Here is a 10774-nt window from a genome sequence, read left to right as displayed (position 1 = left end):
GAGGCCAGCGACGAACACGGCCAGCATCGCGAACACGAGCATCCCGTACATGCCGGAGCCCACGCCGCCGAAGATCACTTCGCCGAGCTGCATCAGCAGCATCGGATAGAGGCCGCCGATCGGCGTCAGCGAGTCATGCGTGTTGGCGACCGCGCCGCACGACGCCGCCGTGGTCGCGACCGTGAAGATGCCCGACTGCGCGATGCCGAAGCGCGTTTCCTTGCCTTCCGCATTGCCGCCCGACTGCAACGCATTTGCCGACTGGTCGATATGCAGCGCCGCGAGCGCCGGGTTGCCGCCCTGCTCCGCGCCGATCTCGCCGAACACGCAAACGCCGAAGCCGATCGTCATCGCCGCGAGCACGGCCACGCCCTGCTTGCGGTCGCCGATCACGCGGCCGAACACCAGCGCGAGCGCGGCGGGGATGATCAGGATCGAGAAGATCTGCAGGAAGTTCGAGAACGGCGTCGGGTTTTCGAACGGATGCGCCGAGTTGCCGTTGAAGAAACCGCCACCGTTGGTGCCGAGCATCTTGATCGCTTCCTGCGACGCCACCGGGCCCATCGCGATGGTCTGCGTCTTCACCGGCGTATCGACCGTGACCGGGTTGCCTTTCGCGTCTTTCACCGGATTGCCTTGCGCATCGAGTTTCGGCGCGGCGTAGGTGGTGGTTTGCAGCGTCGGCACGTCCTGATAGGCCTTGAAGTTCTGGATCACGCCCTGGCTCATGAGGAGCGCGGCGACGATCATCGACATCGGCAGCAACACGTACAGTGTCACCCGCGTAATGTCGACCCAGAAGTTGCCGATGGTTTGCGCGGTATGACGCGCGAAGCCGCGGATCAGCGCGATCACGACCACGATGCCGGTCGCTGCAGAGAGAAAGTTCTGCACGGTCAGCCCGAGCATCTGCGTCAGATAGCCGACGGTCTGTTCAGGTGAATAATCCTGCCAGTTCGTGTTGGACACGAAACTCACCGCCGTGTTGAACGCGCTGTCGACCGACATCGCGCCGAACTGCTGCGGGTTGCCCGGCAGCCAGCCTTGCACGCGCAACAGCACGTAAAGGAAAGCCACGCCGAGCACGTTGAACGCGACCGTGGCGATCGCGTAATGTTTCCAGCCCATTTCCGTCGACGGATCGACGCCCGCGATGCGATACAGCAAACGCTCGAGTGGACCGCCCCAGCGGACCACGCGCGAGCTGCCGTCCATCACCGCGCCCAGATGACGGGCCATCGGCACCGCGGCAGCCAGCAGCACGACGATGAACAGGCCCGCCTGCAGGACATTGTTCGAGTTCATTCAATGTCCTCCGCGCGCAACAGCGCATAGACCAGATAAATAAACAGCAGCGCGGTGGCCGCGCCGGACAACCAGAGGATCCAGTTCATGACCGCGCTCCCTGGCCGCGCCGGAACTGCATCAACTTCTCGCAGCCGCCGATCAACGCAAAGGTCAGCGCGGCAAACAGCACCAGCCCCCCGACATACAACACATCCATTTTTGTTCTCCACTCACGGACTTTGGATAGGTGCAACGGTATGCCTTGGCGCGTAAAGGACGGGTCAAAGGTGACGGTGCGCGTATAAAGATCGCGTAAACGGACAAGGCCGCTCCATCCTGCGATGGAGCGGCCTTGCGGGTTGGGCCGTGCTGGACCGTGTCGAGACGGCCGCGTCCTGATAACCGGCGCTTACGGCAGCAGCACCGTCGAGCCCGTGGTGCGGCGTCCTTCGAGGTCCGCGTGCGCCCGAGCGACATCCGCCAGCGCGTAACGCTGATTGATGCTCGTCTTGACCTTGCCCGACGTGAGCACGTCGAACAGTTCCGCCGACATCGCTTCGTAATCGGCGCGCTTTGCGATATAGGTGAAGAGCGTCGGGCGCGTGAAGAACAGCGAGCCGCGTCCGGCAAATTCCGACGAATCGAGCGGCGGAAGGGGCCCCGACGCATTGCCGAAGCTCACGAACATGCCGAGCGGCGCGAGGCAGTCGAGCGAGCCCGTGAACGTGTCCTTGCCGATCGAGTCGTACACCACCGGCACGCCCGCGCCGTTGGTGATCTCGCGCACGCGCTTCGTGAAATTCTCGCGCGTGTAGACGATCGCATGATCGCAGCCATGCGCTTTCGCGATCTCCGCTTTTTCATCGGAGCCGACCGTGCCGATCACCGTCGCGCCGAGCGCCTTGGCCCACTGGCACGCGAGCAGCCCCACGCCGCCCGCGGCGGCCTGAATGAGGATCGTGTCGCCGGCCTTCACGGGATACGTGCGGCGCAACAGATATTGCGCGGTCAGGCCTTGCAGCATCGCCGAGGCGGCCTGCTCGTCGCTCAGCGCGTCGGGCACCTTGACGACCTGCGAGGCCGGCAGCACGCGCTCCTGCGTATAGGCGCCAGGCGGGCGCGCCACGTAGGCGACGCGGTCGCCCGTTTTCAGACCCGTGACGCCCGGCCCTACCGCACTGACCTCGCCGGCGGCCTCCATGCCGAGGCCCCCCGGCAATGGCAGCGGATACAGGCCGGTGCGGAAATACACGTCGATGTAATTCAGCCCGACCGCCGTCTGCCGGATGCGAATCTCGCCGGCGCCGGGCTCGCCCACTTCGACGTCGACCCATTTCATCACTTCCGGGCCGCCGATTTTATCGAATCGGATTGCTTTGACCATCACGTCTCCTTGAGGGCAGGTGTTATTCAAACGTTGTTCGCGTGTCGTTCAGATCACCGCGCGTGCGCGCGCCATCAGACCTGCTGCGTGAGGCGCATGGTCAGCACGTCGAGCACCATGCGCGCGGTCGAGATGTTGGTCGCGCACGGAATGTTATGCACGTCGCACGCGCGCACGAGTGCGTTGATGTCCGGTTCGTGCGGCTGCGGGGTCATCGGATCGCGCAGGAAGATCACCATGTCGACCCGGCCTTCCGCGAGTTGCGCACCGATCTGCAGGTCGCCGCCATGCGGGCCCGACAGCATCCGCTCGACCGTCAGGCCGTGCGCGTCGGCGATGCGCCCGCCGGTCGTGCCGGTCGCGATGATGTCGCAGCGCCGCAGCGTATCGACGTATTCACCGGCCAGTTTGACGATGTCGTCCTTCTTGTGATCGTGCGCGATCAGCGCAATGCGGGTGGTCATGACGTAAGACTCCTGAAACCGTTGTTGTGATTGTCGTTGTTGTGATGATGCGGGGTGGCAACGCCGGCGCCACTGCTTCGGCATTGCCACACGTTCAGAACGTGCCCGGATACGCGCCGCCGTCGATCAGCCAGTTCTGTCCGGTGATGTACCCGGCATGCACGCTGCACAGGAACGCGCACGCGCGGCCGAATTCGTCGCGGTTGCCGAAGCGGCCGGCGGGGATGGTCTTCATGCGCTGCTTACGCGCGTCGTCGACGGAAATGTTTTGCGCCTTGGCCTGTGCCTCGAACGTGACCGCGATGCGGTCGGTGTCGAACAGGCCCGGCAGCAGGTTGTTGATCGTCACGCCGGTGGGCGCCACCTTGCGCGCGAGCCCCGCGACGAAACCGGTGAGCCCCGAACGCGCGCCGTTCGACAAGCCCAGCACGTCGATCGGCGCCTTCACCGCCGAACTCGTGATGTTGACGATGCGGCCGTAGCCACGCGCGCTCATCGAGTCGATGGTCGCGCGGATCAGCTCGATCGGCGTGAGCATGTTGCTCTCCAGCGCACGGATCCAGTCCTCGTGCGTGAAATTGCGGAAGTCGCCCGGCGGCGGGCCGCCCGCGTTGTTGACGAGGATATCGGGCTGCGGACAGGCGGCGAGCGCGGCAGCCCGGCCTGCGGGCGTGGTGATGTCGCACGCGACCGTTTTCACTTCGACGCCGCTCTGCCTGCGAATCTCGGCTGCGGTCGCCTCCAGCGTTTCGGCCGTGCGCGCGACGATCGTCAGATTGACGCCCTCGGCGGCGAGCGCTTGCGCGCAACCGCGCCCCAAACCCTTGCTGGCCGCGCAAACCAGCGCGGTGCGTCCTGCGATTCCCATGTCCATGGATGCGTCCTCGTGACGTTGTGCCGGCGCATCGGCGCGCCGGCGTTGCAAAGTTCCCCCCGATTCTAGAAGAATCAGTGCCGGACTGTGCCGGGCGCTGCGCTCGCCGATCGCAATCTCCGGTATCTTCGGGCGGCACTCTTTCGGTAAACTTGCGCCGTGGCGCGTCCGCCGGCCAGCCGCATCGCGGCGCGGGCGGCGCGCCGAACCGATCTCCGATCGCCCCCGATTGATTTCTCTTGCGCCGCTTGCGCCCCCGCCATGACCCAGGACAGCCGCTTTCCCAATCTTTTCATCCTCGATCACCCGCTGATCCAGCACAAGCTGTCCCATATGCGCGACCGGGACACCTCGACGCGCACGTTCCGCGAGCTGCTGCGCGAAATCACGCTGCTGATGGGCTACGAAATCACCCGCAACCTGCCGATGACCACGCGCCGTATCACCACGCCGCTCGTCGACATCGACGCGCCGGTGATCGCCGGCAAGAAGCTCGCGATCGTGCCGGTGCTGCGCGCGGGCATCGGGATGTCGGACGGCCTGCTGGAGCTGGTGCCGTCGGCGCGGGTGGGCCACATCGGCGTGTACCGCGCAGACGATCACCGCCCGGTCGAATATCTGGTGCGCCTGCCGGACCTGGAGGACCGCGTGTTCATCCTGTGCGATCCGATGGTCGCGACGGGCTACTCCGCCGTGCACGCGGTCGACGTGCTCAAGCGCCGCAACGTGGCCGCCGAAAACATCATGTTTCTCGCGCTGGTGGCCGCGCCCGAAGGCGTGCAGGTGTTCCAGGACGCTCATCCGGACGTCAAGCTGTACGTCGCCTCGCTCGATTCGCACCTGAACGAGCACGCGTACATCGTGCCGGGTCTGGGCGACGCCGGCGACCGGTTGTTCGGCACGAAGAATTGAGGGCGAGTTGAAAAAGCCGCTGGCGGCGCAGCGCCCACGAGGATAACTCGAGCCGCGCCGTGATTTGGACGGCAACGGAACCTGACGCTTGTCTTCACAGTAAAAGTCCATCTCCGTCGCCAATTCAGAAAAAGCATCCGATGACGCGAAGCGGACACGGCACGCCAGAAAACGGCGCCTGCGGCCTACTTTTGCCTGCGCCACCCTCTGCCGCCCCCCTGCGGCGTGATAAAATTCGAATCCGTTCAAAGAACGGTTCAACCTGCGTCCCCGTCTGCATCGCCGCTTCGCGCATCGCGCCTTGAGGCGGCACTCGCCAGGCTAGTGCCGGGTTTGCCGCACGCCAGCCGCCCTGCTTCGTCCGCGCAGCCACCTCTGGTCCGCCAGGCCGGGCGCAAGAGCCGGCTGAATACGGTTCGACACAGGCGGCTAGCTGGGAACGGTCGGCTATAAGCGGCAAGTCCGGACGGGCAGCCGCCGGGCGGTCTCACACCAGACGCTTTGACATCGAGGCGCGCGCAACGCAAGCGCCCGACATCGCAACGACAATTGCACTATGCGTGCGCCCCGCTGGCGCGCGCGACGGAGAAAGGTATGGCGGGTCACTCGAAATGGGCCAACATCAAGCATAAGAAAGCAGCGGCCGATGCCAAGCGCGGCAAGGTCTGGACGCGGCTCATCAAGGAAATCCAGGTCGCGGCGCGCATGGGCGGCGGCGACATCGACTCGAACCCGCGTCTGCGGCTCGCCGTCGAAAAGGCGTACGACGCCAACATGCCGAAGGACAACGTCAACCGCGCGATCCAGCGCGGCGTGGGCGGCGTCGACGGTGCGAGCTACGAGGAAATCCGCTACGAAGGCTACGGCATCGGCGGCGCGGCGGTGATCGTCGACACGATGACCGACAATCGCACCCGCACGGTTGCGGAAGTGCGTCACGCGTTCTCGAAGAATGGCGGCAACATGGGTACGGACGGCTCGGTGTCGTTCATGTTCGATCATGTCGGCCAGTTCCTGTTCGCGCCGGGCACGCCGGAAGACAAGCTGATGGAAGCCGCGCTCGAAGCCGGCGCCGACGACGTCGTCACGAACGAAGACGGCAGTATCGAAGTGCTGTGCCCGCCGAACGATTTCCCGAAGGTGAAGACCGCGCTCGAAGCCGCGGGCTTCAAGGCAGAGTTGGCCGAAGTCACGATGAAGCCTCAGACGGAAGTCGAATTCACCGGCGACGACGCCGTGAAAATGCAGAAGCTGCTCGACGCACTGGAAAATCTGGACGACGTGCAGGAAGTCTATACAAACGCCGCAATCGCCGACGAATGAGCGTGCTCCGGCAGCGCGCGGTGCGCGGGTTCGTCTCGATCGAACCCGAACCCGGCGCCGCGCTGCCGGCTGGCCCTCGCGTTGCCGCTTATTGCTGTTTTTGCCGCTGAACGGGCGTTTTGAACACGGGTGCAGCGTTGCGCGCGCGCCAGGCCATCGTCACTCGGGTTCGTCCCGGGTTCGGTTCACCGGCTTTCTGGCCGGCGCAGGCCGACCCGGCGCGAATCTCGCTGTTTATTGCACGGCTGAGCTTTCCGCTTCAGCCGTTTATGGTTTTTAAGTCTCGGGGATTCACATGAAGTTACTCGTCGTCGGTTCCGGCGGTCGCGAACATGCACTCGCATGGAAGCTCGCGCAATCGCCGCGGGTTCAGCTCGTCTACGTCGCGCCGGGCAACGGCGGCACCGCGCAGGACGAGCGTCTGCGCAACATCGACATCACCGAGCCAACCGCGCTCGCCGATTTCGTCGAACAGGAACAGATCGCCTTTACGCTGGTCGGGCCGGAAGCGCCACTGGCGGCGGGCATCGTCAACCTGTTCCGCTCGCGCGGTCTGAAGATTTTCGGGCCGACCAAAGAGGCCGCCCAGCTCGAAAGCTCGAAGGACTTCGCGAAAGCGTTCATGAAACGCCACGCGATTCCGACCGCCGAATACGAAACCTTCGCCGACGCCGCCGCCGCGCATGCGTATCTGGACGCCAAGGGCGCGCCGATCGTCATCAAGGCCGACGGCCTCGCCGCCGGCAAGGGCGTGGTGGTCGCGCAGACGCTGGAAGAAGCGCACGCCGCAGTGGACATGATGCTGTCCGACAACAAGCTCGGCGATGCTGGCGCGCGCGTCGTGATCGAGGAATTCCTCGCCGGCGAGGAAGCGAGCTTCATCGTGATGGTCGACGGCAAGCACGTGCTGCCGCTCGCGTCGAGCCAGGATCACAAGCGTCTGCTCGACGCCGACCAGGGTCCGAACACTGGCGGCATGGGCGCGTACTCGCCCGCGCCGATCGTCACGCCGCAACTGCATGCCCGCGTGATGCGCGAAATCATCCTGCCGACCGTGCGCGGCATGGAGAAGGAAGGCATCCGCTACACCGGCTTCCTGTACGCCGGTCTGATGATCGACGCGCAAGGCAACCCGAAGACGCTCGAATTCAACTGCCGCATGGGCGACCCCGAAACGCAGCCGATCATGGCGCGTCTGAAGGGCGACTATTCGAAGGTGGTCGAGCAGGCGATCGCCGGCACGCTGGATACGGTCGAACTCGAATGGGACCGCCGCACCGCGCTGGGCGTGGTGATCGCCGCGCACAATTATCCGGACACGCCGAGGAAGGGAGACCGTATCAACGACATCCCCGCGGAAACCTCGGATTCGGTTACCTTCCACGCCGGCACCACGCTCGCCGACGGCAAGCTGACGACCTCGGGCGGCCGGGTACTGTGCGTGGTCGGTCTGGCGGACTCGGTGCGCACCGCGCAATCGGTCGCATACGACACGATCAACCAGATCTCGTTCGACGGCATGCAGTATCGCCGCGACATCGGCTACCGTGCGCTGAACCGCAAGCAGGACGCGCGGACCGAGGGCAAGCATTAAAAGCCTCCACCCCGCTCGCCCGCGAGCGGCGCCAACGGCGCTACACTGCGGGCGCGACCCCAGCGGGTTTTCCGTGCCCACCGCAGCCGGTGGGCCGGGCGAGGCGAAAGCCCACCGCCCGACGCGAAACACCGTACGCCGCGCCTTCGCAGGTTTCTCTCCCTGACGCAGGCCCGGCCGTCGCCTTCCCCGAAGAACCCGCGGTACGACGAGCGTGCCGCCCCCAGCATCCGCATTCATGACTGATTCGAGCTACGACACACAGGCCGTGCGCAACTGGCTGCAAGGCCTGCAAACGCATATCGCTGACACGCTCGGCGCGTTCGATGGCACGCCGTTCGCGACCGACGCATGGCAGCGTGGCCCGGGCGAAAAGCTGCGCGGCGGCGGCTATACGCGGATTCTCGAAGGCGGCAAGTTCTTCGAACGGGCCGGCATCGGTTTCTCGGACGTCGCGGGCGACGCGTTGCCGGGTTCGGCCAGCGCGGCGCGTCCGCAACTGGCCGGGCGCGGCTTCGAAGCGATGGGTGTATCGCTCGTGCTGCACCCGCACAATCCGCACTGCCCGACGGTGCACATGAACGTGCGCCTGCTGATCGCAACCAAGGCCGGCGAAGAGCCGGTCTTCTGGTTCGGCGGCGGCATGGATCTGACGCCGTACTATGGCTACGAGGAAGACGCGCGGCATTTCCATCGCACCTGCCGTGATGCGCTGCAGCCTTATGGCGCGGACCTTTACCCGAGTTTCAAGCGCTGGTGCGACGAGTATTTCTTCCTGAAACATCGCAACGAAGCGCGCGGCATCGGCGGGATTTTCTTCGACGATTTCTCGGCGCCGGGCTTCGATCAATCGTTCGCGATGGTGAGGAGCGTCGGCGATGCGTTCCTCAAAGCCTACCTGCCGATCATCGAAAAGCGCCGCAACATTCCGTACGGCGAAGCCGAGCGCGAATTCCAGGCGTACCGGCGCGGCCGCTACGTCGAGTTCAATCTGGTCTTCGACCGTGGCACACTGTTTGGACTGCAGAGCGGCGGACGCACGGAATCGATCCTGATGTCGATGCCGCCTGTGGTGAACTGGCGCTACAACTGGCATCCCGAACCGGGCACGCCGGAAGCGCGTCTTTACAGCGATTTTCTCGTGCCGCGCGAGTGGGTGTGACGCGCACTGCGCGCACCGCGCCTTCCACGCGGCCACGACAAAGGACCTTCACCTGAAGCCGAACGCTCATCCTGTTGCCCTGCCTCGCCGGATCGGTCTGCTAGGCGGCACTTTCGATCCGATCCACGACGGCCACCTCGCGCTCGCGCGGCGTTTCGCCGAGGTGCTGCGACTGACCGAGCTGGTGCTGCTGCCGGCCGGCCAGCCATGGCAGAAAGCAGACGTGTCACCGGCCGTGCACCGGCTCGCAATGACGCGCGCGGCCGCCGGCACGCTGGCGCTGCCGGGCGTGAGGGTACGCGTCGCGACCGACGAAATCGATCACGACGGCCCGACCTATACGATCGACACGCTGCAACGCTGGCGTGAACGCGAAGGTGAGGACGCATCGATTGCGCTTCTGATCGGCGCGGATCAACTCGTGCATCTCGACACATGGCGCGACTGGCGGCGCCTGTTCGAGTTCGCGCATATTTGCGCGGCCACCCGGCCCGGTTTCGACCTCGCGTCGATTCCACCGGCGGTCGCTCAGGAAATCGACGCGCGCCGTGCCCGCGCCGACGTTCTGCAAGCCACGCCCTGCGGCCACTTGCTGATCGATACGACGCTTGCGTTCAACGTCTCGGCCACCGACATTCGCGCGCATCTGCGCGAACAGGTGAGCCAGCGGCTCGCCCTCGCGGGCGGCGAACAGCAAGGCGAGGCCGCGAGCCATGTCCCCACCGCGGTGTGGGACTATATTCTTCAACATCATCTGTACCACCGGTAACCCCATGGATATTCGCAAACTGCAACGCGTGATCGTCGACGCTCTCGAAGACGTCAAGGCGCAAGACATCAAGGTGTTCAACACCAGCCACCTGACCGCGCTGTTCGATCGCGTGATCGTCGCAAGCGGCACCTCGAACCGGCAAACCAAGGCGCTCGCGTCGAGCGTGCGCGAGAGCGTGAAGGAAGCCGGCGGCGACATCGTCAGCACCGAGGGCGAGGACATCGGCGAATGGGTGCTGGTCGATTGCGGCGACGCGATCGTCCACATCCTGCAACCGGCGCTGCGCCAGTACTACAACCTCGAGGAGATCTGGGGTGACAAGCCGGTGCGCATCAAGCTGTCCACGCCCGATCCGTTCGGCGGCGCGCGTTCGAGCGAACCCGACGACGAGGACGAAGAAGACGAAGACACGGCGGCCGTCAAGAAGCCCGCGCGCAAGAGCGCGGCTCGTCGCAAGTAAGCCGGCTGTGCTGGCTGGCAACTTGTAGACCTCCGTTCGCGATACCTCCGTTCATTGCCTCGCTGATGAAACTGCACATCCTCGCCGTCGGCCACAAGATGCCGGACTGGATCGCCACCGGCTTCGACGAATACGCGAAGCGCATGCCGCCCGAGCTGCGCATCGAACTGCGCGAGATCAAGCCCGAGCAGCGTTCGTCCGGACGGTCCGCGGAAAGCGTGATGGCCGCCGAGCGGCAGAAGATCGAAGCCGCGTTGCCGAAGAACGCGCGCATCATCGCGCTCGACGAACGCGGCAAGGACTGGACTACGATGCAATTGGCCAATGCCCTGCCGGCCTGGCAGCGGGACGGCCGCGACGTGGCCTTTCTGATCGGCGGTGCCGACGGGCTCGATCCCGATCTGAAGGCGCGCGCCGATATGCTGTTGCGCGTGTCGAGCCTGACCTTGCCGCACGCGATGGTGCGCGTGCTGCTCGCCGAACAGCTTTACCGCGCGTGGACCATCACGCAAAATCACCCCTATCACCGCGTGTGAGCGGAC

The 10774-nt window shown here is 65.2% G+C and carries 13 protein-coding genes; 7 read left to right on the top strand and 6 right to left on the bottom strand.

The features are described 5' to 3' along the window. The 6 genes from CIC12_RS00565 to CIC12_RS00540 form a co-directional block, all read right to left on the bottom strand. A partial coding sequence (locus CIC12_RS00565; RefSeq protein ID WP_168661177.1) for a potassium-transporting ATPase subunit KdpA occupies positions 1 to 1305 on the bottom strand: 1305 nt, incomplete at its 3' end. Continuing rightward, on the bottom strand, positions 1302 to 1394 hold the full coding sequence (gene kdpF, locus CIC12_RS00560; RefSeq protein ID WP_042327527.1) for a K(+)-transporting ATPase subunit F: 93 nt from the start codon (positions 1392 to 1394) through the stop codon (positions 1302 to 1304). The genes CIC12_RS00565 and kdpF, both read right to left, overlap by 4 nt. After that, complete coding sequence (locus CIC12_RS00555; protein WP_042327528.1) at positions 1391 to 1504, bottom strand: hypothetical protein; 114 nt, start codon at positions 1502 to 1504, stop codon at positions 1391 to 1393. Before CIC12_RS00555 ends, kdpF begins: the two co-directional genes overlap by 4 nt. A gap of 192 nt (positions 1505 to 1696) precedes the next feature. Next, the gene (locus CIC12_RS00550; protein WP_168661175.1) at positions 1697 to 2671 is read right to left on the bottom strand and encodes a quinone oxidoreductase family protein; all 975 of its coding nucleotides are present in this window, start codon (positions 2669 to 2671) and stop codon (positions 1697 to 1699) included. A 74-nt stretch (positions 2672 to 2745) separates the two neighbouring features. Beyond that, positions 2746 to 3135 (bottom strand): methylglyoxal synthase, encoded by a 390-nt coding sequence (locus tag CIC12_RS00545; RefSeq protein WP_121316999.1) that lies wholly within the window; start codon positions 3133 to 3135, stop codon positions 2746 to 2748. Positions 3136 to 3229: 94 nt separating this feature from the next. Continuing rightward, on the bottom strand, positions 3230 to 4009 hold the full coding sequence (locus CIC12_RS00540) for an SDR family oxidoreductase (RefSeq protein ID WP_168661173.1): 780 nt from the start codon (positions 4007 to 4009) through the stop codon (positions 3230 to 3232). A 261-nt stretch (positions 4010 to 4270) separates the two neighbouring features. On the opposite strand from CIC12_RS00540, the gene upp reads away from it, so the two are divergent. The 7 genes from upp (at position 4271) to rlmH (ending at position 10768) form a co-directional block, all read left to right on the top strand. Further along, positions 4271 to 4921 carry a uracil phosphoribosyltransferase gene (gene upp, locus CIC12_RS00535; RefSeq protein WP_042327532.1) on the top strand — a complete coding sequence of 217 codons (651 nt, stop codon included), beginning with the start codon at positions 4271 to 4273 and terminating at the stop codon, positions 4919 to 4921. A gap of 594 nt (positions 4922 to 5515) precedes the next feature. After that, positions 5516 to 6244 carry a YebC/PmpR family DNA-binding transcriptional regulator gene (locus CIC12_RS00530; RefSeq protein WP_121316992.1) on the top strand — a complete coding sequence of 243 codons (729 nt, stop codon included), beginning with the start codon at positions 5516 to 5518 and terminating at the stop codon, positions 6242 to 6244. A 295-nt stretch (positions 6245 to 6539) separates the two neighbouring features. After that, on the top strand, positions 6540 to 7838 hold the full coding sequence (gene purD, locus CIC12_RS00525; RefSeq protein ID WP_168661171.1) for a phosphoribosylamine--glycine ligase: 1299 nt from the start codon (positions 6540 to 6542) through the stop codon (positions 7836 to 7838). 238 nt (positions 7839 to 8076) lie between these two features. Further along, positions 8077 to 9000, top strand: coding sequence for an oxygen-dependent coproporphyrinogen oxidase (gene hemF / locus CIC12_RS00520; RefSeq protein ID WP_168661169.1), 924 nt, complete (start codon positions 8077 to 8079; stop codon positions 8998 to 9000). 52 nt (positions 9001 to 9052) lie between these two features. Next, positions 9053 to 9769, top strand: a complete 717-nt coding sequence (locus CIC12_RS00515; RefSeq protein WP_174771846.1) for a nicotinate-nucleotide adenylyltransferase — start codon at positions 9053 to 9055, stop codon at positions 9767 to 9769. A gap of 4 nt (positions 9770 to 9773) precedes the next feature. Next, a complete protein-coding gene (rsfS, locus tag CIC12_RS00510; protein ID WP_168661167.1) occupies positions 9774 to 10232 on the top strand; it encodes a ribosome silencing factor in 459 nt (152 codons plus the stop codon). A 65-nt stretch (positions 10233 to 10297) separates the two neighbouring features. Then, a complete protein-coding gene (gene rlmH / locus CIC12_RS00505) occupies positions 10298 to 10768 on the top strand; it encodes a 23S rRNA (pseudouridine(1915)-N(3))-methyltransferase RlmH (protein WP_168661165.1) in 471 nt (156 codons plus the stop codon). Positions 10769 to 10774: the final 6 nt, after the last annotated feature.

Source organism: Paraburkholderia sp. SG-MS1 (genome assembly GCF_012275575.1).
In the GTDB taxonomy this organism is placed as follows: Bacteria; Pseudomonadota; Gammaproteobacteria; order Burkholderiales; family Burkholderiaceae; genus Paraburkholderia.
Note: the sequence above shows the minus strand (reverse complement) of the source record. Positions and strands in the feature narration are given on the sequence as shown.

Coding starts and splice junctions, on each gene's coding strand:
- upp (WP_042327532.1), top strand. CDS start 4,271: ATGACCCAGGACAGCCGCTTTCCCAATCTTTTCATCCTCGATCACCCG.
- rlmH (WP_168661165.1), top strand. CDS start 10,298: ATGAAACTGCACATCCTCGCCGTCGGCCACAAGATGCCGGACTGGATC.
- CIC12_RS00555 (WP_042327528.1), bottom strand. CDS start 1,504: ATGGATGTGTTGTATGTCGGGGGGCTGGTGCTGTTTGCCGCGCTGACC.
- kdpF (WP_042327527.1), bottom strand. CDS start 1,394: ATGAACTGGATCCTCTGGTTGTCCGGCGCGGCCACCGCGCTGCTGTTT.
- CIC12_RS00545 (WP_121316999.1), bottom strand. CDS start 3,135: ATGACCACCCGCATTGCGCTGATCGCGCACGATCACAAGAAGGACGAC.
- CIC12_RS00550 (WP_168661175.1), bottom strand. CDS start 2,671: ATGGTCAAAGCAATCCGATTCGATAAAATCGGCGGCCCGGAAGTGATG.
- CIC12_RS00540 (WP_168661173.1), bottom strand. CDS start 4,009: ATGGACATGGGAATCGCAGGACGCACCGCGCTGGTTTGCGCGGCCAGC.
- CIC12_RS00530 (WP_121316992.1), top strand. CDS start 5,516: ATGGCGGGTCACTCGAAATGGGCCAACATCAAGCATAAGAAAGCAGCG.
- rsfS (WP_168661167.1), top strand. CDS start 9,774: ATGGATATTCGCAAACTGCAACGCGTGATCGTCGACGCTCTCGAAGAC.
- hemF (WP_168661169.1), top strand. CDS start 8,077: ATGACTGATTCGAGCTACGACACACAGGCCGTGCGCAACTGGCTGCAA.
- purD (WP_168661171.1), top strand. CDS start 6,540: ATGAAGTTACTCGTCGTCGGTTCCGGCGGTCGCGAACATGCACTCGCA.